General features: G+C 48.2%; 25 protein-coding genes and 2 other annotated features (1 of these 27 cut by a window edge). Of the genes, 1 reads left to right on the forward strand and 24 read right to left on the reverse strand.

Going from position 1 to position 24,776, the window contains the following annotated elements; genetic code table 11:
• Positions 1–14: 14 nt before the first annotated feature.
• Together rplC and rpsJ are read right to left on the reverse strand one after the other, a co-directional pair.
• Positions 15–644 carry a 50S ribosomal protein L3 gene (gene rplC, locus FB479_RS29920; protein WP_106656570.1) on the reverse strand — a complete coding sequence of 210 codons (630 nt, stop codon included), beginning with the start codon at positions 642–644 and terminating at the stop codon, positions 15–17.
• Between the two features lie 149 nt (positions 645–793).
• Positions 794–1,102, reverse strand: a complete 309-nt coding sequence (rpsJ, locus tag FB479_RS29925; protein WP_005828858.1) for a 30S ribosomal protein S10 — start codon at positions 1,100–1,102, stop codon at positions 794–796.
• Positions 1,103–1,458: 356 nt separating this feature from the next.
• Here rpsJ and FB479_RS29935 point away from each other — a divergent pair, with 356 nt between their 5' ends.
• The gene (locus tag FB479_RS29935) at positions 1,459–1,845 is read left to right on the forward strand and encodes a globin domain-containing protein (RefSeq protein WP_142067625.1); all 387 of its coding nucleotides are present in this window, start codon (positions 1,459–1,461) and stop codon (positions 1,843–1,845) included.
• A 25-nt stretch (positions 1,846–1,870) separates the two neighbouring features.
• Here the strand turns inward: FB479_RS29935 and FB479_RS29940 are convergent, their stop codons facing one another.
• From FB479_RS29940 to cysE, 22 genes are all read right to left on the reverse strand, one after another.
• Positions 1,871–2,812 (reverse strand): DMT family transporter, encoded by a 942-nt coding sequence (locus FB479_RS29940; RefSeq protein WP_142067626.1) that lies wholly within the window; start codon positions 2,810–2,812, stop codon positions 1,871–1,873.
• A 153-nt stretch (positions 2,813–2,965) separates the two neighbouring features.
• Positions 2,966–4,156, reverse strand: a complete 1,191-nt coding sequence (tuf, locus tag FB479_RS29945) for an elongation factor Tu (RefSeq protein ID WP_106656573.1) — start codon at positions 4,154–4,156, stop codon at positions 2,966–2,968.
• 120 nt (positions 4,157–4,276) lie between these two features.
• Positions 4,277–6,355 (reverse strand): elongation factor G, encoded by a 2,079-nt coding sequence (fusA, locus tag FB479_RS29950; RefSeq protein ID WP_106656574.1) that lies wholly within the window; start codon positions 6,353–6,355, stop codon positions 4,277–4,279.
• A gap of 69 nt (positions 6,356–6,424) precedes the next feature.
• Positions 6,425–6,895, reverse strand: a complete 471-nt coding sequence (rpsG, locus tag FB479_RS29955) for a 30S ribosomal protein S7 (RefSeq protein ID WP_007716226.1) — start codon at positions 6,893–6,895, stop codon at positions 6,425–6,427.
• Between the two features lie 57 nt (positions 6,896–6,952).
• Positions 6,953–7,387 carry a 30S ribosomal protein S12 gene (gene rpsL / locus FB479_RS29960; protein ID WP_012683978.1) on the reverse strand — a complete coding sequence of 145 codons (435 nt, stop codon included), beginning with the start codon at positions 7,385–7,387 and terminating at the stop codon, positions 6,953–6,955.
• 122 nt (positions 7,388–7,509) lie between these two features.
• On the reverse strand, positions 7,510–7,764 hold the full coding sequence (locus tag FB479_RS29965) for a 50S ribosomal protein L7ae-like protein (RefSeq protein WP_017247041.1): 255 nt from the start codon (positions 7,762–7,764) through the stop codon (positions 7,510–7,512).
• A gap of 236 nt (positions 7,765–8,000) precedes the next feature.
• Positions 8,001–11,627 carry a DNA-directed RNA polymerase subunit beta' gene (gene rpoC / locus FB479_RS29970; protein WP_106656575.1) on the reverse strand — a complete coding sequence of 1,209 codons (3,627 nt, stop codon included), beginning with the start codon at positions 11,625–11,627 and terminating at the stop codon, positions 8,001–8,003.
• A 29-nt stretch (positions 11,628–11,656) separates the two neighbouring features.
• Positions 11,657–15,196, reverse strand: coding sequence for a DNA-directed RNA polymerase subunit beta (gene rpoB / locus FB479_RS29975; protein WP_106656576.1), 3,540 nt, complete (start codon positions 15,194–15,196; stop codon positions 11,657–11,659).
• A 309-nt stretch (positions 15,197–15,505) separates the two neighbouring features.
• The gene (locus FB479_RS29980) at positions 15,506–16,102 is read right to left on the reverse strand and encodes a class I SAM-dependent methyltransferase (RefSeq protein WP_142067627.1); all 597 of its coding nucleotides are present in this window, start codon (positions 16,100–16,102) and stop codon (positions 15,506–15,508) included.
• A gap of 102 nt (positions 16,103–16,204) precedes the next feature.
• A complete protein-coding gene (gene rplL / locus FB479_RS29985) occupies positions 16,205–16,567 on the reverse strand; it encodes a 50S ribosomal protein L7/L12 (RefSeq protein WP_047074728.1) in 363 nt (120 codons plus the stop codon).
• 55 nt (positions 16,568–16,622) lie between these two features.
• Positions 16,623–17,138 (reverse strand): 50S ribosomal protein L10, encoded by a 516-nt coding sequence (gene rplJ / locus FB479_RS29990; protein WP_012683973.1) that lies wholly within the window; start codon positions 17,136–17,138, stop codon positions 16,623–16,625.
• Between the two features lie 24 nt (positions 17,139–17,162).
• Positions 17,163–17,326 (reverse strand) — a sequence feature (ribosomal protein L10 leader region).
• Positions 17,327–17,368: 42 nt separating this feature from the next.
• The gene (gene rplA, locus FB479_RS29995) at positions 17,369–18,052 is read right to left on the reverse strand and encodes a 50S ribosomal protein L1 (RefSeq protein ID WP_106656577.1); all 684 of its coding nucleotides are present in this window, start codon (positions 18,050–18,052) and stop codon (positions 17,369–17,371) included.
• Positions 18,053–18,141: 89 nt separating this feature from the next.
• The gene (gene rplK / locus FB479_RS30000; RefSeq protein ID WP_005828886.1) at positions 18,142–18,567 is read right to left on the reverse strand and encodes a 50S ribosomal protein L11; all 426 of its coding nucleotides are present in this window, start codon (positions 18,565–18,567) and stop codon (positions 18,142–18,144) included.
• Between the two features lie 186 nt (positions 18,568–18,753).
• A complete protein-coding gene (nusG, locus tag FB479_RS30005) occupies positions 18,754–19,290 on the reverse strand; it encodes a transcription termination/antitermination protein NusG (RefSeq protein WP_048035648.1) in 537 nt (178 codons plus the stop codon).
• Between the two features lie 45 nt (positions 19,291–19,335).
• Positions 19,336–19,584: a preprotein translocase subunit SecE gene (gene secE / locus FB479_RS30010; protein ID WP_012683970.1), complete on the reverse strand. Its 249-nt coding sequence runs from the start codon at positions 19,582–19,584 to the stop codon at positions 19,336–19,338.
• Positions 19,584–19,733, reverse strand: coding sequence for a 50S ribosomal protein L33 (rpmG, locus tag FB479_RS30015; protein ID WP_003392018.1), 150 nt, complete (start codon positions 19,731–19,733; stop codon positions 19,584–19,586). The genes secE and rpmG overlap by 1 nt, the downstream gene beginning before the upstream one ends.
• A gap of 237 nt (positions 19,734–19,970) precedes the next feature.
• Positions 19,971–20,621: an RNA polymerase sporulation sigma factor SigH gene (sigH, locus tag FB479_RS30020; protein ID WP_005828894.1), complete on the reverse strand. Its 651-nt coding sequence runs from the start codon at positions 20,619–20,621 to the stop codon at positions 19,971–19,973.
• A gap of 83 nt (positions 20,622–20,704) precedes the next feature.
• The gene (locus FB479_RS30025) at positions 20,705–21,229 is read right to left on the reverse strand and encodes an NYN domain-containing protein (RefSeq protein ID WP_106656578.1); all 525 of its coding nucleotides are present in this window, start codon (positions 21,227–21,229) and stop codon (positions 20,705–20,707) included.
• Position 21,230: 1 nt separating this feature from the next.
• Complete coding sequence (rlmB, locus tag FB479_RS30030) at positions 21,231–21,986, reverse strand: 23S rRNA (guanosine(2251)-2'-O)-methyltransferase RlmB (RefSeq protein WP_142067628.1); 756 nt, start codon at positions 21,984–21,986, stop codon at positions 21,231–21,233.
• A gap of 1 nt (position 21,987) precedes the next feature.
• Positions 21,988–22,392: a Mini-ribonuclease 3 gene (locus FB479_RS30035; RefSeq protein WP_007716204.1), complete on the reverse strand. Its 405-nt coding sequence runs from the start codon at positions 22,390–22,392 to the stop codon at positions 21,988–21,990.
• 17 nt (positions 22,393–22,409) lie between these two features.
• A complete protein-coding gene (cysS, locus tag FB479_RS30040) occupies positions 22,410–23,816 on the reverse strand; it encodes a cysteine--tRNA ligase (RefSeq protein WP_142067629.1) in 1,407 nt (468 codons plus the stop codon).
• Positions 23,797–24,462, reverse strand: a complete 666-nt coding sequence (cysE, locus tag FB479_RS30045; RefSeq protein ID WP_012683965.1) for a serine O-acetyltransferase — start codon at positions 24,460–24,462, stop codon at positions 23,797–23,799. Before cysE ends, cysS begins: the two co-directional genes overlap by 20 nt.
• Positions 24,463–24,562: 100 nt before the next feature.
• Positions 24,563–24,776: a binding site (T-box leader), on the reverse strand (it continues 49 nt past the right edge of the window).

Here is a 24,776-nt window from a genome sequence, read left to right on the forward strand (position 1 = left end):
TCCTCCTTTCCTTACTAGTTCTTCTTGACTGCCGTGGATACCAGTACGCAGCTGTTTTTCGGACCAGGCACGGAGCCTTTTACGAGAACCAGATTGCGTTCTGTATCTACTTTAATTACTTCCAGGTTTTGGATAGTAACGTTGTCGCCACCCATTTGACCTGGCAATGTTTGACCTTTAAATACGCGGTTTGGAGCTACAGCACCCATGGAACCTGGACCGCGGTGGTAACGCGAACCGTGAGCCATAGGACCGCGGGATTGATTGTGACGTTTGATCGCACCTTGGAAACCTTTACCCTTGGATACGCCAGCTACGTCCACCATTTCTCCCTCGGCAAAAATGTCAGCCTTCAACTCTTGACCAACCTCGTAATCAGCGAGGTTAACTCCGCGAATTTCGCGAATGAAGCGCTTAGGAGCAGTGTTAGCTTTCGCTGCATGTCCTTTTTCCGGCTTGTTAGCGCGCTGTTCTTTTTTGTCTTCGAAGCCGATTTGAATCGCTTCATAACCGTCGTTCTCAACGTCTTTCTTCTGAAGAACTACGTTAGAACCAACTTCGATGACCGTTACAGCAGTCGCTGTTCCGTTTGGACCAAAAACTTGAGTCATGCCAAGTTTTTTCCCTAAGATTCCTTTGGTCATTTGTGCCACCTCCTGTGCTTATTTCAGTAAAACGTTTTTATGTTGTATCAAGTCCCCACCGATGCGCAGGGGTGCCATTTTAAGGGTTTGTTGCTTGGTATAACACGCTTATCAAGACAACGTCTGCGCGTGTATCGCTTTTTGGGACCTTACAGTTTAATCTCGATATCCACACCAGATGGCAGATCCAGACGCATCAAAGCATCTACTGTTTGTGGTGTTGGGTTCAAGATGTCGATCAAACGTTTGTGTGTACGCATCTCGAATTGCTCACGAGAATCTTTGTACTTATGAACCGCACGCAGGATCGTGTAAACTGCTTTCTCCGTAGGGAGTGGAATTGGACCGGATACGTTAGCACCGGAACGCTTCGCAGTGTCCACAATTTTTTCTGCGGACTGATCCAGGATTTTGTGATCATACGCCTTCAAACGAATACGAATCTTTTGCTTTGCCATTGAAGTCCCTCCTTTTTCGCCCATTTTTTAAACAGACATTTCTCCGTGGAAATATCCTGCACCCCGGTCATGGCAAAGGGGCCGGGTGTGTCAGCAACCTCCCACATCATCGCAAGTCCATGACCAACATTCAATATTGTACTAAAAAGATTTGGGCAACGCAAGTTTTTTCTTGGGTTTCCGTATATTTTTTTGTACATGGTGTGCCTACTGAATGGCTCACCTTGATCATATTACAGATTTCCGGGAAGGAAGGCAAGCGGGATTACCTGCCAACTCGCTGACTCATCTATCTATAATAGAAGGAAGACGTTATACTTATGGTTGTAATCGCTATGAAATGGAGGTTATCCTCAATGTCTGATTTGAATCAAACCCCTTATGAAATCATTGGCGGTGCAGATACCTTGGCCCGTCTTGTCGATACCTTTTACGATCTGGTTAAGCAGCATCCCGACATTACTGACCTCTTCCCTGAAGATTTAACCCACGTGAAGGAACGTCAATATCAGTTTTTGACACAGTTTCTCGGTGGTCCAAGCCTGTATTCGGACGCCCATGGTCATCCGATGCTGCGAGCACGACACATGCCGTTCCCTATTGGACCTATACAGGCAGAGGCTTGGCTCTCTTGTATGGATAAAGCCATGGACCTGACTGGACTGGAAGGCGAAATTCGGGAGCAAATCTTTGATCGCTTGCGTTTAACTGCTCATCATATGGTCAATAAGTGGGATCAATAAGAAAAAGCGTAGGACAATTACTGTCCTACGCTTTTGTTGTTATATCAGAGGTTGCTGCCGCTGCCGCACTTGTAGCTTTCGGTCTCACCAAGTTACGCGATCCCAAGTATACACCGCCTACGATCATACACAATGCTAGTAAGTGTACAAGTTGAAGGCTTTCTCCCAGGAATATCGCCGCAAATACCAAACTGGCCATTGGCATTCCATTTAGGAAAACAGCCGTTCGACTCGCTCCCAGCTGGCGTATCCCATAATTCCAACCGATCGAGCCGAGCGCAGTTGATAGCGCACCTGAAGCAAAAATCACAAGCCACTGGAAGGGAGAAACGTCCAAAGAGAGATAATAGGAAGCTGGTTGAACAGTCAATGCGACTCCCCACAAGAAGATGACCCCAAACATTTGCGATAAAGCCGTAATTAAGAGTACCGGTACACCTCTTACGACCAATTTCCGTATGAGTAACCCCCCCGTTACATACATAAGCATGGAGAAAAACATAATAGCATCTCCCCAGCCATTCATATGAAGGCCGCCGTGCTGAGAGATGACGACAATCAACACTCCCGCAAAACCCATTCCAATGCCAAGCCCTTTTTTCAACGACATGCCTTCCCCTAAGAAAAGCATTGCCAAGAGTGCCGTTGCCAACGGATTTAATCCAAGAATAAGCGATGCATTTCCTGCCGTCGTGTATTGAACACCGGCTGCAAGCGTTATTTGATGAAGCGCGATAGAACTAGCACCGACTCCGGCCAACAAGAACCAATCTGTTTTGCTAAATCGCAAACTCTTTCGGTATAAGAAGATGAGTGGCGATAAACATATTCCACCGACAGTCATGCGTATGGCCGCGACATATAATGGAGGAAACGTTGTTAAATACTTGACCATGACGACGTTCAAGCCCCACAGCGTGACAACACCCGCAAGCATAAGAAACAATAATCGCTCATTATTTTTCATCTCTAATATCCCCCATCCAATCCTGATGGTATTGTAGCATATTGCTACGAGAGGCAAATTGAATGATTTTGATGGGAGTTATTTAAAAATTCGATAAAAGAGCATAAAAAAACCCGACAACCAAAGTTGTCGGGTTTTGTATATCCGTATATCTTACGCGTCGATAGAAGCTACAACGCCAGCGCCTACTGTACGGCCACCTTCGCGGATAGCGAAGCGAGTACCTTGTTCCATCGCTACTGGAGCGATCAGTTCTACAGTGAACTCAGTGTTGTCGCCAGGCATGATCATTTCAACGCCTTCTGGCAGTTGGATGATACCTGTTACGTCAGTTGTACGGAAGTAGAATTGTGGACGGTAGTTAGCAAAGAAAGGAGTGTGACGTCCGCCCTCTTCTTTGGACAGAACGTAAACTTCTGCTTTGAACTTAGTGTAAGGCTTAACGGAACCTGGTTTCGCCAAGCATTGTCCACGCTCGATGTCGTTACGGTCTACACCGCGCAGCAGAGCACCGATGTTGTCACCAGCTTGAGCTTGATCCAGCAATTTGCGGAACATCTCAACACCAGTTACAGTTGTAGCTTTTGTTTCTTCAGCCAGACCAATGATTTCTACTTGGTCACCAACTTTAACGATACCGCGCTCTACACGACCAGTAGCAACAGTACCACGACCAGTGATCGTGAACACGTCCTCTACAGGCATCAGGAACGGCTTGTCAGTTGCACGCTCAGGAGTTGGGATGTAAGTGTCAACAGCATCCATCAGTTCAGCGATTTTCTTAGCCCACTCGCCAGTTGGGTTGTCCAAAGCTTCTTTAGCAGAACCTTTGATTACTGGAGTGTCGTCACCTGGGAACTCATATTGAGACAACAGGTCACGGATTTCCATTTCAACCAGTTCCAACAACTCTTCATCGTCTACCATGTCGCATTTGTTCATGAATACTACGATGTAAGGTACGCCTACTTGCTTGGAGAGCAGGATGTGCTCGCGAGTTTGTGGCATTGGGCCATCAGCTGCGGATACAACCAGGATAGCACCGTCCATTTGAGCAGCACCAGTAATCATGTTTTTCACGTAGTCAGCGTGACCAGGGCAGTCAACGTGAGCATAGTGACGGTTTTCAGTTTCGTACTCAACGTGAGCAGTGTTGATTGTGATACCACGCTCTTTTTCTTCTGGAGCAGCGTCAATTGCAGCGTAGTTCATAGCTTTTGCTTTACCTTGTTGTGCCAATACAGTTGTAATAGCAGCAGTCAGGGTAGTTTTACCATGGTCAACGTGACCGATAGTACCGATGTTAACGTGTGGTTTATTACGCTCAAATTTTTCTTTTGCCATGAGAGTAAAGCCTCCTTATACATAAGGGTTTTATGGTTTGAAGAAAGGTTTACCTTACGAATGGTTGTCCCTTCAATATTGTAAACCTTTCTGGTTGCAAGATAAAGTCGTAACCTGTAATTATTCGCCTTTAGATTTCTTGATGATCTCTTCAGCGATAAATTTAGGTACTTCTTCGTAGTGGTCGATCACCATGGAGTAAACGCCACGACCTTGAGTACGGGAACGCAGAACTGTGGAATATCCGAACATCTCGGACAGTGGTACCATTGCACGGATTACTTGTGCATTTGCACGAGCTTCCATACCTTCGATACGACCGCGGCGGGAGTTCAGGTCACCCATTACGTCGCCCATGTACTCTTCAGGCATTGTAACTTCTACTTTCATGATTGGCTCGAGCAGTACAGCGCCACATTTTTTCGCAGCTTCCTTCAATGCGAGGGAACCTGCTACTTTAAATGCCATCTCGGAGGAGTCGACATCATGGTAGCTACCGTCTACGATAGTAGCTTTGATATCAACCAGCGGGAAGCCGGCGATAACACCATTTTTCATCGATTCTTCGATACCCGCTTGAACAGCAGGGATGTATTCGCGTGGTACTACACCACCAACGATTTTGTTTTCGAATTGGAAGCCTTGACCCGGCTCGAGAGGAGCGAACTCCACCCAAACGTGACCGTATTGACCACGACCACCGGACTGACGAACGAATTTACCTTCCACTTTAGCTGGGTTACGGAATGTTTCACGGTAAGCAACCTGTGGAGCACCTACGTTCGACTCAACTTTAAATTCGCGTTTCAGACGGTCAACGATGATCTCCAGGTGAAGCTCACCCATACCGGAGATGATTGTTTGACCAGTCTCTTCGTCTGTGCGGGTTCTGAACGTCGGATCCTCTTCAGCCAGCTTGGACAGGCCGATACCCATCTTGTCTTGGTCTGCTTTGGATTTTGGTTCGATCGCAACAGAGATAACTGGCTCTGGGAATTCCATAGACTCGAGGATAACAGGAGCCTTTTCATCACACAGAGTGTCACCAGTTGTTGTATCTTTCAAACCTACTGCAGCAGCAATGTCACCGGAGTAAACCGTTTGGATTTCTTCACGGTGGTTTGCGTGCATTTGCAGGATACGGCCTACACGCTCACGCTTACCTTTAGTAGAGTTGAGCACATAAGAACCGGAGTTCAGTACACCGGAGTATACACGGAAGAATGTCAGACGGCCTACATAAGGGTCAGTCATGATCTTGAACGCAAGAGCAGAGAACGGACCGTTATCATCAGCTGGACGATCTACTTCTTCATCAGTATCTGGCAATGTACCTTTGATTGCAGGGATATCTACCGGGGACGGCAGGTAAGCTACAACGTTGTCCAGCATAGGCTGAACACCTTTGTTACGGTAAGAAGAACCGCACATTACCGGCGTCAGTTTGCACTCGATAGTACCCTTACGCAGAGCAGCACGGATTTCTTCGTTGGTCAGCTCTTCGCCTTCCAAGTACTTCATCATGAGCTCTTCGTCTTGTTCAGCAGCTGCTTCAACCATAGCCATGCGAAGTTCTTCGCAACGTGCCAGAATGTCAGCAGGAATTTCAGCGGAGTCAGAAGTTTTACCCAAGTCATCAGTATATACGATTGCCTTCATTTCAATCAGGTCAACCATACCTTTGAATTGATCTTCTGCACCGATTGGATATTGGATAGCTACTGGATTTGCACCCAGGCGAGATTTGATCTGACCCAAGCACATATCGAAGTTAGCACCCAAGATATCCATTTTGTTGATGTAGCACATGCGCGGTACGCCATAGCGGTCAGCTTGGCGCCATACTGTTTCGGTTTGCGGCTCAACGCCACCTTTTGCGTCAAAAACGGTTACAGCACCGTCAAGAACGCGCAGGGAGCGCTCAACTTCTACAGTGAAGTCTACGTGACCTGGTGTATCAATGATGTTGATACGATGACCAGCCCATTGAGCAGTAGTAGCAGCCGAAGTAATGGTAATACCGCGCTCTTGCTCTTGTTCCATCCAGTCCATTGTAGCTGCACCTTCGTGCACCTCACCAATTTTGTGAACACGACCAGTGTAGAACAGAATACGCTCAGTAGTCGTCGTCTTACCAGCATCGATGTGAGCCATGATACCGATATTACGCGTATTCGGCAAAGAGAACTCGCGAGCCATTAGGTATGCTCCTTCCATACTCGAGTTTGAGAATAAACGGGTATCCAAAACGGACACCCGATTCAATTCCTACCAGCGATAGTGAGCAAACGCTTTGTTCGCTTCAGCCATCTTGTGCGTGTCTTCACGCTTTTTAACTGCTGCACCGGTGTTGTTAGCAGCGTCCATGATCTCGTTAGCCAAGCGTTGTTCCATGGTTTTCTCTCCACGGTTACGGGAGTAGTTAACCATCCAACGCAGACCAAGAGTGGTACGGCGCTCCGGTTTTACTTCGATTGGTACTTGGTAGTTAGCACCACCTACACGGCGAGCTTTAACTTCCAGTACTGGCATTACGTTTTTCAGTGCTTCTTCAAACACTTCCATCGGGTTGCGACCTGTGCGCTCCTGGATGATGTCAAATGCGTTGTAGAGAATGTTCTGAGCTACACCGCGCTTACCATCCAACATCAGGCGGTTAATCAAGCGAGTAACCAACTTGCTGTTGTGAATAGGATCAGGCAGCACGTCACGACGGGTTACAGGACCTTTACGAGGCATCGTATTCCCTCCTTCTTTTCGTTATAAATTCACGCCACTTCACAGGCGCTTTTCTTATTACTTCTTCGCTGCTGCTTGACCTGGCTTCGGACGCTTAGTACCGTATTTGGAACGACCTTGTTTACGGTTGTTCACACCAGCAGTGTCAAGAGCACCACGAACGATATGGTAGCGTACCCCTGGCAAGTCTTTTACACGACCGCCGCGCACCAGCACGACGCTATGCTCTTGCAGGTTGTGGCCGATACCACCGATGTAAGCTGTTACCTCGATTCCGTTTGTCAAACGCACACGAGCGTATTTACGCAACGCGGAGTTCGGTTTTTTCGGAGTCATGGTACCTACACGAGTGCAAACACCACGTTTTTGAGGAGAGCTTTGGTTGGTTTGGCTTTTCTTGAAGCTGTTGTACCCCTTTTGAAGAGCTGGGGACTTCGACTTCACAACCTTATCCTCGCGACCTTTACGCACCAATTGGTTAATTGTAGGCATGATGTTACCTCCCTTCTTAATACCCAATCTTCAAGACCACAGATCCAGGTGAGTCATTTTTAGGCCAAATAGAAAGTCCTTGTCCAGTATTACGCAACGTGTAACCACAGACAAAAACATCGTTAACCACTTTTCTTAATCGCAGCGGTTGCCGCTCCCACTTCAATTCCGCACGCTTTGCCTAGACGGCGCATGGAATCTACATGAATGACTGGAACACCCTTCTCTTTGCAAAGGAGCTCGACTTTTTGGGTCAAACGCTTATCTGCATCAACAGCGATATACACCGCTTCTACCTGTTGGCTTTCAACAGCTTTGATCGTCTGCTTAATGCCGATTGTCAAGTCCTTGGCCCGCTCTACTTTTTCATAAGACATGATTCTCATATCCTCCAAAGTACAGATGTCAGGCACACTTGAATATAATATCAGGTGGACTAGTTGTTGTCAACGCCCATTTGATATTTTTATTAACTAAACCTCTATCGAGGCCTATTCATGGCGGAGCGACCGCATTTTAGCGGAAAGTTTTGATGCGCTCCGGAATTTATTTTATAAATTCCTATACGTTTAGGAAAGCGCCCATCACCGATTGATGGGCGCTTTTCCCGCAATTACTCTACAGAAACTGCTTCTTGCTCAGCTTTCGCTGCTTCCAGCTCTGCTTCGTAATCTACTTGACTAGCAACTTTTACATTGCGGTAACGTGACATACCGGTACCTGCTGGAACCAGCTTCCCGATAATAACGTTCTCTTTCAAACCTAGCAAGCGGTCCACTTTTCCTTTGATCGCTGCATCGGTAAGAACGCGAGTTGTTTCCTGGAAGGATGCTGCCGACAGGAAGGAGTCGGTTTCGAGGGATGCTTTGGTGATCCCCAGAAGAACCGGACGGCCCACTGCTGGATTTCTGCCTTCCATGAGAACTTTTGCGTTCGCTTGCTCAAATTCTGGAACCTCAACATAGGAACCTGGCAAGAGGTCTGTATCTCCGCTGTCGATAACGCGCAGTTTGCGCAGCATCTGACGAATCATAACCTCTACGTGCTTGTCGTTAATTTCTACCCCTTGCATACGGTAAACTTTTTGTACCTCTTGCAAGATGTAGTTGGAAACGCCGCGCATACCGCGAACTTTGAGCATTTCTTTCGGGTCTACGGAACCTTCCGTGAGCTCATCACCGGCATTCAGCTTGACACCAACAGAAACCTTGATGCGCGAGCCATACGGTGCTGCATACACTTTGTTCTCCGCTTCCCCACGCACTTCGATCTCGCGACGATCTTTCCCTTCGCGAATATCAACAACTTCACCATCGATTTCGGAGATGACTGCTTGCCCTTTCGGATTACGCGCTTCGAACAACTCCTGAATACGCGGCAAACCTTGGGTAATATCGTCTCCCGCAACCCCACCGGTATGGAAGGTACGCATGGTCAGCTGGGTACCCGGCTCACCAATGGATTGTGCAGCGATAATACCAACTGCTTCTCCCACTTCCACCTCGGCTCCTGTTGCCAGGTTGCGTCCGTAGCACAGTTTGCAGACACCGTGGCTGGTGCGGCAAGCAAGTACGTTACGGATGTAAACGTCAGTGATTCCAACTTTTTCGATATACTCGGCAACCTCTTCTGAGATTTCCTCATTGCGGTGCACGATGATTTCTTTTGTCTCAGGGTGGCGCAAAGTCTCGAAGCAAGTACGTCCTACCAGACGGTCAGACAGCTTCTCGATTTCTTCTTTACCATCCTTGATCGCTGTTACACGGATACCTTTATCTGTTCCACAATCGGTTTCGCGTACAATCACGTCTTGGGCAACGTCTACCAGACGACGAGTCAGGTAACCCGAGTCCGCTGTACGCAAGGCTGTATCGGCGAGACCTTTACGCGCACCGTGCGTGGAGATAAAGTACTCCAATACCGTCAGACCTTCACGGAAGTTGGATTTAATCGGCAACTCGATGATTCGACCGGATGGGTTTGCCATCAGACCGCGCATACCAGCCAGCTGAGTGATCTGGGATACGTTACCACGGGCACCGGAGTTCGCCATCATGAAGATCGCATTGAACTTATCCATGGACTTCATCAAAACGTCTGTTACTTCATCCTTCGCTTTGGACCAGATGGAGATTACGCGGTCATAGCGCTCGTCCTCGGTGATCAAACCGCGACGGAACTGCGTCATAACAGTTGCAACCTTCTCGTCTGCTGCGTCGAGGATGTCTTTTTTCTTTCCTGGTACCGCAATGTCCGCTACGGCAATCGTGATACCTGCTTTTGTCGAGTACGTGAAGCCCAGTTCCTTGATCTTGTCGAGGATCATGGACGTTTTCATCGTACCGAAACGACGGAAGCACTCGGAAATGATCGTTCCCAAGAAGCCTTTCTTCACCGCACCCGGATCAGGCAGGTTCTTGATGAACTCTGAAACATTTGTACCTTTATCAAAGATAAAGCACTCGTCTGGAACCATAAATTGCAGGTTAGCCTTGGTCGGTGCATTGATGAACGGCAGATCTGCAGGGAAGATCTCGTTGAAGATCACTTTCCCTACTGTCGTTACGAGAAGCGCGTTCTCTTGACGTTCAGTAAAGCTGGTTTTGTTCAGGCGTTTTGCTGGCAGAGCGATGCGCGTATGCAGGCTGATAAAGCCTTGCTGATAAGCGGCAATCGCATCGTGAGGATCGCGATAAATTGTACCCTCGCCTTTGTCGCCTTCGCGTTCCAGTGTCAGGTAGTAAGAACCAAGCACCATGTCCTGGGATGGTGTTACTACCGGTTTACCGTCTTTCGGGTTCAAGATGTTCTGCGCTGCCAGCATGAGGATACGGGCTTCCGCCTGTGCTTCAGCAGACAACGGAACGTGAACCGCCATTTGGTCACCGTCGAAGTCCGCGTTGTACGCTGTACAAACGAGCGGATGCAGACGGATCGCACGGCCTTCAACCAGAACTGGTTCGAATGCCTGGATACCCAGACGGTGCAAGGTGGGGGCACGGTTCAACAGTACCGGATGCTCGCGAATAACGTCCTCGAGAACGTCCCATACCTCTGGCTGAACGCGCTCAACCTTGCGCTTTGCGCTCTTGATGTTGTGAGCGAGGCCTTTGGAAACCAGCTCTTTCATCACGAACGGCTTGAAGAGCTCCAGTGCCATTTCTTTAGGCAAACCGCACTGATACATCTTCAGATTAGGTCCTACAACGATAACGGAACGGCCGGAGTAGTCAACACGCTTACCGAGCAGGTTTTGACGGAAACGGCCTTGTTTACCTTTCAGCATGTGGCTGAGAGATTTCAAAGGACGGTTACCTGGTCCTGTTACCGGACGTCCACGACGACCGTTATCGATGAGCGCGTCTACTGCTTCCTGCAGCATGCGTTTCTCGTTTTGTACGATAATGTCAGGAGCACCCAGTTCGAGCAGGCGCTTCAGACGGTTATTACGGTTGATTACACGGCGGTACAGGTCATTCAGGTCGGAAGTAGCAAAACGTCCACCATCCAACTGAACCATTGGACGAAGCTCTGGCGGGATAACCGGCAGTACGTCGAGAACCATCCAATCCGGGTGGTTACCGGAGTTGCGGAATGCCTCGAGCACTTCCAGACGCTTGATCGCACGGTTGCGGCGTTGACCTTGTGCCGTTTTCAAATCTTCTTTTAACGTTTCCACGTCTTTATCCAGATCGATTTCTGCAAGCAGGCGTTTGATCGCTTCTGCTCCCATCATCGCTTGGAAGGAGTGGCCGTATTTCTCACGATAGTTGCGATACTCTTTTTCGGAGAGCAATTGCTTTTTATCGAGAGGAGTGTCACCTGGATCGGTTACTACGTAAGAAGCAAAGTAGATTACTTCCTCCAGGGAACGAGGGGACATGTCGAGCACCAAGCCCATACGGCTTGGAATCCCTTTGAAGTACCAGATGTGAGAAACTGGGGCAGCCAGTTCAATGTGCCCCATACGCTCACGCCGTACTTTGGCGCGGGTCACTTCCACGCCACAACGATCGCACACTACACCTTTATAACGAACACGCTTGTATTTACCGCAATGGCATTCCCAGTCCTTGGTCGGTCCAAAGATGCGTTCGCAGAACAAGCCGTCTTTTTCCGGTTTCAGTGTGCGGTAGTTGATCGTCTCAGGCTTCTTCACTTCCCCGAAAGACCACGAACGGATCTTATCGGGGGAAGCCAAGCCGATCTTCATATATTCGAAGTTGTTCACGTCAATCACAGGGCGTTACCTCCCTTTGTACCGGAATCTTACTCGTCGTTCAAGCTTCCGCCTTCGAGAACGAGGTTCAGTTTTTCACCGTTGCCTTCATCCTCGTCTTCCATTTCACGCATTTCAATCTCCTGCTCGTCACCGGACAGAATCTTCACGTCCATACCCAAGCTCTGGAGTTCCTTGATCAATACCTTGAAGGACTCTGGAACACCTGGTTCTGGAACGTTTTCGCCCTTAACGATCGCTTCGTACGTTTTCACGCGGCCCACGACGTCATCCGACTTGACAGTGAGGATTTCTTGCAAGGTGTAGGCAGCACCGTATGCTTCCAATGCCCAAACCTCCATCTCCCCGAAACGCTGTCCACCGAATTGAGCTTTACCACCCAATGGCTGCTGCGTAACAAGAGAGTAAGGACCAGTAGAACGAGCATGGATTTTGTCGTCAACCAAGTGAGCCAGTTTCAGCATGTATACGCAACCTACCGTTACACGGCGGTCAAACGGTTCACCTGTACGACCATCAAACAAGATCGTTTTTCCGTCACGATCCAGACCTGCTTCTTCCAACGTTTCGAATACTTCTGCCTGACGTGCACCGTCAAATACCGGCGTTGCTACGTGGATACCCAGAAGCTTCGCTGCCATACCCAAGTGAGTCTCCAATACCTGACCGATGTTCATACGCGAAGGTACGCCCAACGGGTTGAGTACGATCTCTACTGGAGAGCCATCTGGCAGGAACGGCATATCTTCTTCCGCCATGATGCGGGCGATAACCCCTTTGTTACCATGTCGACCGGCCATTTTGTCACCCACGGAGATTTTCCGTTTTTGGGCGATGTAAACGCGAACCAGTTGGTTTACGCCTGGTGGCAATTCGTCGCCATTCTCACGCGTAAATACTTTTACGTCTACGATGATACCGGAACCACCATGCGGTACGCGCAGGGATGTATCACGAACTTCACGAGCTTTTTCACCGAAGATGGCATGCAGGAGACGTTCTTCTGCTGTCAGCTCAGTAACCCCTTTAGGTGTAACCTTACCAACGAGAATGTCGCCGTCCTGAATCTCCGCACCAACACGGATAATACCGCGTTCGTCCAGGTTTTTCAGAGCATCTTCCCCGACGTTTGGAATATCGCGAGTGATTTCCTCTGGACCCAGCTTGGTGTCGCGAGCTTCGGACTCGTATTCTTCAATATGGATAGACGTATACACGTCATCTTTTACAAGTTTTTCACTCAGAAGAATCGCGTCTTCGTAGTTGTATCCTTCCCACGTCATAAACGCAACGATTACGTTACGACCGAGAGCCAATTCACCTTTTTCAGTGGATGGGCCGTCCCCAATGATATCGCCTTTTTCAATCCAGTCTCCAGTGCTTACGATTGGACGCTGGTTGATGCAGGTACCTTGGTTGGAACGGATAAACTTGTGCATTTTGTATTTATCGAGATCGCCAGCAACTTTTCTACCGTCGATTTCTTGGTAACGACGAATCCAAATTTCGCGAGCCGTTACGCGCTCTACTTGACCCGGATGCTTGGCAACGATCGCCACGCCGGAGTCTTGCGCTGCTTTATGCTCCATACCCGTACCGACAAACGGTGCTTGTGGAATCAAAAGCGGAACGGCCTGCCGCTGCATGTTTGAACCCATCAGTGCGCGGTTGGCGTCATCGTTCTCGAGGAACGGAATCAGCGCTGTCGCAACGGATACAACCTGCTTCGGCGATACGTCCATGAAGTCTACCTTGTCGCGCGGTACGCTCAAGATCTCACCTTTACGACGGCAGATTACCATGTCGTTTACGAAACGGCCATCTTCATCAAGTGGCTGATTCGCCTGTGCCACGTTGAACACGTCTTCCTCATCAGCAGTCAAGTAGCTGATATCAGTCAACACGAAGCCTGTTTCCGGATCTACTTTACGACGAGGCGTTTCGATGAATCCGTAGTCGTTAATGCGTGCAAAGGACGACAGGGAGTTGATCAAACCAATGTTTGGTCCCTCTGGCGTCTCAATTGGACACATACGACCGTAGTGGGAGTGGTGAACGTCACGCACTTCGAAGCCCGCGCGCTCACGCGTCAAACCACCAGGTCCGAGTGCGGACAGACGGCGTTTGTGCGTCAGCTCAGCCAATGGATTTGTTTGATCCATGAACTGGGACAGCTGCGAGCTACCAAAGAACTCCTTCAGTGATGCAATCACTGGACGGATGTTAATGAGAGCTTGCGGTGTAATTTGGTTTTGATCCTGGATGGACATGCGCTCACGAACCACACGCTCCATACGGGACAAACCGATACGGAACTGGTTCTGCAGAAGCTCACCCACGGAACGCAGACGACGGTTACCCAAGTGGTCGATATCGTCTGTGGAACCTACACCGTGCAGGAGGTTCATGAAATAGTTGATCGCCGATACGATATCCGCCGGCGTAATATGTTTGAAGGACTTATCTACATTTCCGTTTCCGATTACTTTGATGATCTTGCCATCCTCGATCGGAGAGAAAATATTGATAGATTGCAAATGAATCGCTTCATCTTCCAATACACCGCCATGCGTGCGAACATCGATAAAGCCGACATTGCCTTCCAGCGCTGGCAAGATGCGATCCAGGACACGACGGTCAATCATTTGACCTGCTTCGGCAAAAATTTCACCTGTTGTCGTATCGATCAGCGTTTCAGCCAAACGTTGGTTGTACAGACGGTTTTTCAAATGAAGCTTTTTGTTCATTTTGTAACGACCAACAGAAGCCAAATCATAGCGCTTAGGGTCGAAGAAACGAGAGATCAAGAGGCTTTTCGCATTTTCGACTGTTGGTGGCTCACCCGGACGAAGACGCTCGTAGATTTCAATGAGCGCTTTTTCCGTAGAATCGGTATTGTCTTTTTCCAGCGTGTTCTTGATGTATTCATCTTCACCCAGCAAGTTGAGAATCTCGATGTCGGAACCAAAGCCCAACGCACGCAAAAGAACCGTTACCGGGATTTTTCGCGTACGGTCGATGCGGACATAAATAACGTCCTTCGCATCGGTCTCCAGCTCCAGCCAAGCACCCCGGTTCGGGATTACTGTAGCTGTAAACGTCTGCTTGCCGTTTTTGTCCACTTTGGTGTTGTAATATACACTGGGGGAACGAACAAGCTGGCTGACAATAACGCGCTCAGCACCATTAATAATGAAGGTTCCCGTTTCGGTCATGAGCGGGAAATCCCCCATGAATACTTCTTGTTCCTTCACTTCTCCCGTCTCTTTGTTCAACAAACGTACCTTCACACGCAGAGGCGCCGCATAGGTGACGTCACGTTCTTTCGACTCGTCAACATCGTACTTCGGCTCTCCCAAGCTGTAGTCAATAAACTCCAGCACGAGATTACCTGTGAAGTCCTGGATTGGCGAAATGTCTTGGAACATCTCACGGAGCCCCTCATCAAGGAACCACTGGTAGGACTTTTGTTGAATCTCGATGAGATTTGGAAGGCCCAGCACTTCGTTAATACGTGAATACGTACGACGCTGGCGGTGTCGGCCACTTTGAATCACTTTACCTGCCAACTTATTCACCCCTCAGGTTGTGTTTTCACACATAGAAACTCGGCATTCGGCAACTTTTTTCAGTCGCATTCGAATGCCTAAAAATAAAAATGGGTTAAAGCAGCTTCAACCATTTTTAACCCAGAGAAACTCTATTTTAAAAGAATTCCCATGTTTTCACGCAAACATTCCTATCCCAGGAAAAAAGTAGAAACGCTTGACAGACAGGGAATTGCTGAAAAATAGACATTTATCCCATATTGACATTTTATAATGCTACCACATTCAATTATTCGCGTCAAGAAAACTTTTCTAATGATTTCTTCTTGCTTATTTGATTGCCCTGAATATGTGATAGCCTTTTTCCCGATCTACCTCTATTACTTCGCGGTATGTTTCCTGCAGCTTCTTCAATGCGGATGGGGCACCTTGCTTCTTCTGAATGACAACCCACATTTCTCCGCCTTCTACCAACAGGTCGTATCCTTCTACAAAAATGCGATGAACGATTTCCTTCCCTGCACGAATCGGCGGATTGGTCAGGATGACATCAAACTGCTCGCCTTGCACGCCGCTGTAGACATCACTTACACGAACCTCAACATTTTTGATTCCATTTGCTTCTGCATTACGACGAGCCAGGTTAACCGCACGCTCGTTCACGTCGATCATCGTTACCCGACCATGATCAGCAAGCTTGGCAGCCGTCAATCCCATCGGACCATACCCGCATCCTACATCGAGCACACGCGCATGACTGTCAATTTCCATGTTCTCGATGAGCAATACACTTCCAAAGTCAATCCGGTCTCGGGAAAAAACACCAGCATCCGTTATGAAACGAAGTTCATTGCCTCGGAGTTTGAACGTAAATTGCTGTTCATCATGTGCAGCGCCCGGTTGATTGGTATAGTAATGGTCTGCCACGTGTGATTCACCCTTCCTCATCGTTTAAGAAAACCTCTATCATTAAGAGTTTATAGAAAATCCCCCTGCCGCAGGCAAGGGGATATCCTAAAGGAAGCTAACTTACTTTACTTCTACTTGAGCGCCAGCTTCTTCGAGTTTTGCTTTGAGGGATTCTGCTTCGTCTTTGGAAACGCCCTCTTTGAGTGTTTTTGGAGCGTTGTCTACCAGGTCTTTTGCTTCTTTCAGACCCAAGCCAGTCAGCTCGCGAACAACTTTGATTACGTTGATTTTGGAAGCGCCGCCGCTTACCAGGTTTACAGTGAATTCAGTTTGCTCAGCAGCAGCTTCTGCTCCGCCACCAGCTACTACAGCTACAGGAGCAGCAGCAGTTACGCCGAATTCTTCTTCGATTGCTTTTACCAGATCGTTCAGTTCGAGAACGGACATGCCTTTAATGGCTTCCAAGATTTGCTCTTTAGACATTTGTAAATCCTCCATTCAAGGAATAGTATTTGTAAAACATTAACCGATCAGACGATTAAGCGCCTTGACCTTCTTTTTGTTCTGCCACTGCTTTGACTGCCAGTGCAACGTTGCGCATTGGAGCTTGCAGGACGGAAAGAAGCATGGACAAGAGACCTTCGCGGTTCGGCAGGGAAGCCAGAGCTTTAATTTGCTCAGCATCAACTACTTTACCCTCGATAACGCCACCCTTGATTTCCAGCTTGTCGTTTTTCTTAGCGAATTCAGCGATAACTTTCGCTGGAGCGATGATATCGTCTTTGGAGAACGCCAGAGCGTTTGGTCCAGTCAGATATTGATCCAGTTCAGTCAGGCTTTCCTTCTCAGTAGCCAAACGAGTCAGGGAGTTTTTCAACACCTGGAACTCAACACCTGCTTCACGCAATTGTTTGCGCAGCTCAGTTACTTGTGCTACTGTCAGACCGCGGTAGTCAGCTACCACTGTAGTTTGGCTTTCGCGAAGTTTAGCTGCGATTTCGTTGATCGCTTGTACCTTTTCTTCACGAATAACGGTTGGACGAATTTCTGCCATTGATTACACCTCCCGTGCTCTAATCCTAGAAAATGAAGAATGCCCTCGCAGACTCACGAGGGCATAATGCTATATCGTCAAAGGAAAACAGCGTTTCCTCATTCGTACATTACACGCCTCGGAGGGATATTAAGCGTTACTCTCACAAGCACCGCACCTTCTGTCTACGGCATATTCTTTTCATCAACAGGGACTATCTTAACAACTCCCACAAAGGAAGTCAAGTGTCATTATTTTACAGCTACGCGTACACCAGGGCCCATAGTGGAGCTCAGGGTTACGTTCTTCATGTAAACACCTTTTGCAGCAGCTGGTTTCGCACGGTTCAGTGCTTCAGTCAGAGCAGCCAGGTTTTCTACCAGCTTGTCAGCATCGAAGGATGCTTTTCCGATAGGAGCGTGGATGTTACCCGCTTTGTCTACACGATACTCAATTTTACCTGCTTTGATTTCGTTAACCGCTTTTGTTACATCGAAAGTAACTGTACCGGTCTTAGGGTTTGGCATCAGGCCTTTTGGACCGAGTACACGACCCAATTTACCTACTTCACCCATCATATCAGGAGTAGCTACTACAACGTCAAAGTCGAACCAGCCACCTTGAATTTTTGCGATCATGTCTGCATCGCCTACGAAGTCTGCGCCAGCTGCTTCTGCATCTTTTGCTTTTTCGCCTTTTGCGAATACGAGAACACGTTGTACTTTACCAGTACCATGTGGCAATACAACTGCGCCACGAATTTGTTGGTCAGCACGCTTAGGATCTACGCCCAAACGGAAAGCTGCTTCAACAGTTTCATCGAACTTAGCTGTAGCTGCTTTTTTAACCAGCTCAACGCCTTCAGCTACTTCGTATACTTTGTTTTTATCAACGAGCTTTACAGCCTCTTGATATTTCTTACCTTTTTTCGCCATGATTAAATCTCCCTTCAATGTGGTCGTAGCGGTTGATCCTCCCACAGACAGGGGGGCACAACGTCTGTGCCCCCTTGCACTCAAGACAATTAGTCTTCGATTACGATACCCATAGAACGAGCTGTACCTTCTACCATGCGCATAGCCGCTTCTACGGATGCAGCATTCAGGTCAGGACGCTTCAGTTCTGCGATTTCACGAACTTTATCACGCTTCAGCGTAGCAACCTTTGTTTTGTTTGGTACGCCAGAACCGGACTCGATACCAGCAGCTTTCTTCAACAGAACTGCAGCTGGAGGAGTTTTTGTGATAAAAGTGAAAGAACGGTCTTCAAACACGGTGATTTCCACCGGAATGATCATACCTACTTCGCTTTCAGTGCGAGCATTGAATTCTTTACAGAATCCCATGATGTTTACACCAGCTTGACCGAGAGCCGGACCTACTGGAGGTGCAGGATTCGCTTTACCTGCTGGGATTTGTAATTTAATTACGCGGATAACCTTCTTAGCCACGTAACACACCTCCTTACTTCACATGTGGTTATTACGGGGGAATGCCCCCTCCCACCGTTTTTTGAAAGTCTCTATGTAAAAGACTTTCGATCTATAGTGAGAGTGCAAGAAACCCCAAATAGTGTTGTGGGATTGTTAAAACAAAATGAAATGTACCACATAGCGCGATACTTTTCAAGTTGAATCCTAATCCAATTTTTGAACTTGTGTAAAGTCTAGCTCTACCGGTGTTTCGCGACCGAAGATGTCCACCAATACGCGAACCTTCTGCCTGTCCGGGTAAATCTCGATAATCTCCCCGGTGCGATTGGAAAACGGACCATCTGTGACGCGCACCATATCGCGGAGAGCAAAATCGACTCTGATCTTGGGAATTTCGATTCCCATTTGCTTGAGAATCGTATCGGCCTCTTCAGGACGCAGCGCTGTCGGTTTAGAGCCAGCACCCGTGGATCCGACAAAGCCGGTAACCCCAGGGGTGTTGCGCACGACATACCAAGAGTCGTCCGTCATCACCATTTCAACAAGGACGTATCCAGGAAACACTTTTTTCGTGACGGTGCGCTTTTTACCATCCTTGGTTTCCACCTCTTCTTCAGTGGGAACAAGAACGCGAAAGATCTTGTCTTCCATGCCCATCGACTCGAGTCGCTTCTCCAGATTGGTTTTCACCTTGTTTTCGTAACCTGAGTACGTATGAAGTACATACCATGCTTTTTCCATATCCAACAGGACGTTAACCGTCCGTCCCTCCTAAGACTTGCATAATTACGTTCCTAGAATCAAATCGATCAAGCGCGAGATACCCAAATCAACGACGAAGAAGAATATTGCAAGGAGCACGACCGTAACGAGTACTACAAGCGTATAGGTTGTCAACTCTTTACGGTTGGGCCAACGGACTTTCTTTAGCTCGGACATTACGTCACTAAAAAAACCACCGGTACGGCGAAAACTGGCTCCGATTCGTGATAAAAAACCCACTTTGCCACCCCCTGACTTCGTCGCATCAACCATTACTTCGTCTCGCGATGAAGGGTTTGCTTCTTGTCACGGGAGCAATACTTTTTCAGTTCAACACGTTCAGTAGTGGTGCGCTTGTTCTTTGTGGAGATATAGTTACGCTCGCCACACTCGGTGCACGCCAACGTGATGTTTACTCGCATTTATTGCCACCTCCATCTCATTTCAAACCTGCTATTAGTTAAAAGTACCCCGATGATAAATAGTACGGGAAAACCGCTACTTTTTCCAGACCATTTCATTCACCTAAGTAACCATAGAACAGAGAGATAAGAGTCTATGGCTACCTAAATAAATTTATCATACCGAAATACCCATGTCAAACAAAATGACTTGACAAGAGTTAGTCCTTTTGCTTCCAAAATAAAAAGAGAGATTCTCTACAGATGAATCTCTCTTCCTTCCAAATAGCGCTCTAGCTTGCGCTTTACTCGCTGCAATGCATTATCAATAGACTTGACGTGACGCTTCAACTCGACAGCAATCTGCTGATAGGATCGCCCATCCAAATAGAGCATGAGAACCTGACGCTCCAAGTCGCTCAAGATTTCACTCATTTTGCCCTCGATGTCATCGAACTCTTCCCGATTGATAAACAATTCCTCTGGATCGGTCACTTTTGTTCCCGAGATCACATCGAGTAGCGTGCGGTCAGAATCTTCATCATAGATAGGCTTGTCCAGTGAGACGTATGAATTGAGCGGGATGTGCTTTTGGCGTGTCGCCGTCTTGATCGCGGTAATGATCTGACGGGTAATACACAGCTCGGCAAATGCCTTGAACGACGTGAGCTTGTCTCCTCGGAAGTCGCGAATAGACTTGTACAGTCCGATCATCCCTTCCTGCACGATGTCTTCGCGGTCAGCCCCAATAAGAAAATAGGATCTCGCTTTGGCACGAACGAAGTTCTTGTATTTGTTGATCAAATACTCCAAAGCTTCGGCGTCATTATCGCGAACCAGGTCGACTACTTCTTCGTCGGTCATTAGTTCATATTGGGCATGTTTTAACTCCTTGAGGTCAACACTCACAAATGATCCCTCCGCCAACCGGTTTCTCCAATAGATAGCGCTATTATACATGATGCCGTAAAAAAGCGTCAACCGAATCCAAGTTATTCCCTTCTCCATTTTTCGAATATTTTCGCTATTTCATCATTCAGCGTAATCCGCGTGGAGAAGCGGTCTTCTTGCGTTTTTTCGACTTGTTTCTTGATTTCCTTGCCCGCATTTTCCATATCGAGCAACAACTCCCGCGCTGATTTGCGCAAAGCCCCCTGCCCAAATATGACACGTTGAGAGGTATAGTCAGAAGTTGCCACATAAATTTGTCGATTTTTATTGTGAAATTGGGAGACTAGCTGCTCAATTTTCTCGTCTGCCGTCTCCTTTTTCTTTGTGAAATAAACTTCAACCTGGAAGTCTTCCATTTGACGGCCAATGCCAGGAACGTTGTACGCATCAAAGACAATGATGACCTTCACACCAGTGTAGCTCTGGTACTCAGCCATTTTTGCGATTAATTGATCACGCGCCTCGTCCATCCGCTCTTGATCCTTCAGCAGGCGCAGATCGGGCCAGGCGCCGATGATATTGTATCCATCTACGATCAACAGCTGCTTGGCTTTTCGTTTCGCCATGTCATTTCACCCGCGTTGGAATTGGACTCCTGGAGCGATAGACTTCATACATCAACAAGGCAGCTGCTACAGAAGCATTGAGTGAGGTAACATTGCCCGCCATCGGAAGGCTGTAAAGAAAATCACAGTTCTCCCTCACGAGGCGACTCATGCCTTTTCCTTCGCTGCCAATGACAATCGCGAGCGGCATCGTATAATCACCCTGACGGAAATCTTGCTTGGCACTCGCGTCTGTTCCTGCGATCCAAACACCGCGTTCTTTGAGCTCTTCCATGGTACGAACCAAATTCGTCACTCGCGCTACCGGCACGTAGTTGATCGCCCCTGCCGAAGCTTTTGCCACTGTTGCTGTAAGACTGACAGAACGTCGTTTTGGAATGATGACACCATGAGCCCCGACTGCATCGGCTGTCCGCATGATCGAACCGAGGTTATGCGGATCTTCCAGCTCGTCCAACAGCAAAATGAACGGCGCCTCGTTTTTTTCTTCTGCCCGCTTCAAAATATCGTCTACTTCTACGTAATCGTAAGCGGCAACTGAAGCCACTACACCCTGATGGTTGTCCGTCGACACGAGCTGATCCAGCTTTTTGCGGTTCGCTGTCGTCACAATGACACCCTGTTCTTTCGCCAAGGCAAAGACAGGTCCCATCAGATTTTTATTCGTTCCCTCTGCAATCCAAATCTTATTGATCGTACGGCCTGATCGCAAAGCCTCGATGACGGGGTTTTTCCCCAGAATCCACTCTTCACTCATTTCATGATTCTCCTTCCACTATGGCAAAAGCCTGCTGCACAATTTCAGCGATCCGCTCTTCTTTTCCACTCAAGTACAGGTACCCGATCAATGCTTCAAAAGCCGTTGCATGACGGTAGTCGATAATATCGGCGTTTTTGGCACTGGAGCCGGATTTGGCATTCCGCCCCCGCTTCACTACATTCAATTCTTCCTCCGGCAATGTGGGCATTAACGTCAACAACACATTGGCCTGTGCTTTCGCTGAAACATAGCGGTTGGCCGCCTTGTGGAGCTGGTTTGGTTTAACCAGCCCCTTGGCGATCAAATGATACCTGACACAATGCGAATAGGTGGCATCCCCGAGGAAGGCAAGCACGAGTGGATTTGTCAGATTAGGATCTCGGGTCAGTTCTTCTTTTTGCATCTATTTTCTTCGGCCCCTTATTTTCGACGCCAGCGAACACCTTGTGGCGTGTCCTCCAGCACGATTCCTTTTGCTGCGAGCAGATCGCGGATTTCGTCAGAACGCGCAAAGTTTCTTGCTTTGCGAGCTTCTGTGCGCTCTTCGATCAACGCATCGATCTCACTATCCACCAGCTCCTGCTCTTCTGCAATTTCAAGACCAAGAACCTCCGTCAACTCCACCAACAAATCCATGTATGCACGAACTTCGGTTTCGCCTACATTTTGATGACGCAAATACAGGTTGGCTTCCTTCACGACGTCAAAAATAACGGTAATAGCATTCGCTGTATTGATATCATCATCCATCTCAGTAATGAATCGCTCACGAAGCTCCCCGATGATTCGTGCCTGCTCCTGCGCCTGATCATTCGGCTCTTCTGCGCGCACGGTATCTAGACGATGGGAAAGATTCGTATACGCAGTCTTGATTCTATCCAAACCATTGGCCGCCTGTTCGATCAACTCTTCGCTAAAATTGATCGGGTTGCGATAGTGCCCCTGAAGCATAAAGAATCGAATTAATTGACCGCCGAATTTCTCCGAAAGCTCTCGCGCAAGCAAGAAATTCCCGAGGGATTTGGACATTTTTTCGTTATCGATATTAAGCATGCCGTTGTGTAGCCAATAACGAGCAAACACTTTACCCGTAAAGCACTCCGACTGGGCAATTTCGTTCTCGTGGTGCGGGAACACAAGGTCTGTTCCGCCCGCATGGATATCGATTTCCTCACCCAAAAACTTTAGGGCCATTGCCGAGCACTCAATATGCCATCCCGGTCTTCCTTCGCCCCACGGACTGTCCCAGGTAACTTCTCCGGTCTTGGCCGCTTTCCAAAGTACGAAGTCCAGGGGATGTTCCTTTTTCTCGTTGATTTCTACACGAGCACCTGCCTGCAAATCATCCAACGGTTGATGCGAAAGCTTTCCGTATTCCTGAAAACGTCCCGTGCGGAAATAGACGTCACCTTCACTCTCGTACGCAAAGCCTTTTTCAATCAGCCCTTGCACGAATTCAATGATCTCTGGAATGGTCTGCATCACTCGCGGTTGAATATCTGGTGGCGATACGTTCAGTGATTTCAGATCAGCATTGTACGCATCCGTGTATCGATCCGCCACTTCTTTGACAGTGACACCTTCCTGATTCGCCACACGAATCAATTTGTCATCTACGTCCGTAATATTTTGCACGAATGTCACTTCATAGCCACGATACTTCAAGTAACGGCGCAGTGTATCAAAAACAATGGCAGGGCGCGCATTTCCAATGTGGATGTAGTTGTACACGGTCGGGCCGCACACGTACATTTTTACCTTTCCTGGCTCCAATGTGTGAAACGGTTCCTTTCGCCGCGTCATCGTGTTAGTCAGCTGAATGCCCATCGTTCTTTTTATCCTCCCTCAAAAGCTCCAATTCTTTGCGTAATTGATCAATTTCCTTTTGCATCATACGAATCGTATCCGCTACCGGGTCTGGCATGTTTACATGGTCCAGATCGTTTTTGACCCGCTTGCCATCCTGGATGACGATGCGTCCCTTGATTCCTACAACGGTCGAGTTAGGCGGTACCTCCTGCAAGACAACGGCACCAGCCCCTATCTTTGAATTATCGCCAATTTTGAAGGAGCCCAACACTTTTGCTCCCGTAGCAATAATGACATCGTTGCCGATCGTAGGGTGACGCTTTCCTTTTTCCTTACCTGTTCCCCCGAGTGTAACCCCTTGATAAATCGTTACATTGTCTCCGATTTCGCACGTCTCTCCGATCACAACACCCATGCCATGGTCAATGAACAGGCCGCGGCCAATGGTTGCGCCCGGATGAATCTCAATTCCCGTGAAAAAACGGGATAGTTGAGAGACAATTCGGGCGAGTGTACACAGCTCAGCCTTCCAGAGCCTGTGGGCAATCCGGTGCCCCCATATCGCGTGCAAACCGGAATAGGTCATGACGACTTCCAGTGTACTGCGCGCAGCCGGGTCTCGTTCAAAAACAGCATGAATGTCATCTCTCATCTGTGCTAACATTTTTGGGTGGCACCTCCTGCCTGATTTACCTGCTCAGCGTTTCCCCTCAACGATAGGGTTCAAAAAATAAAAAACGTCCCTATCCCCTCAAACACGAAGGGACAGAGACGGGTTTACCGTGGTTCCACTCTGCTTAGATCGTCATGACTGTCAATAAAAACTCTCAAAACAGTCATGAGCAAATCTCGCTCACATCCCGATAACGGCGGGAAGCCGATGGGGCTTACTGCTATCTTTTAAAAGATAGGTTCAGCTCATTGCTCACAGGGGCATTTCCATACAGGGCACATTAGATGGCTCTCACCTATCCATCC

It is taken from the genome of Brevibacillus sp. AG162, assembly GCF_006715575.1.
Taxonomy (GTDB): domain Bacteria; phylum Bacillota; class Bacilli; order Brevibacillales; family Brevibacillaceae; genus Brevibacillus; species Brevibacillus brevis.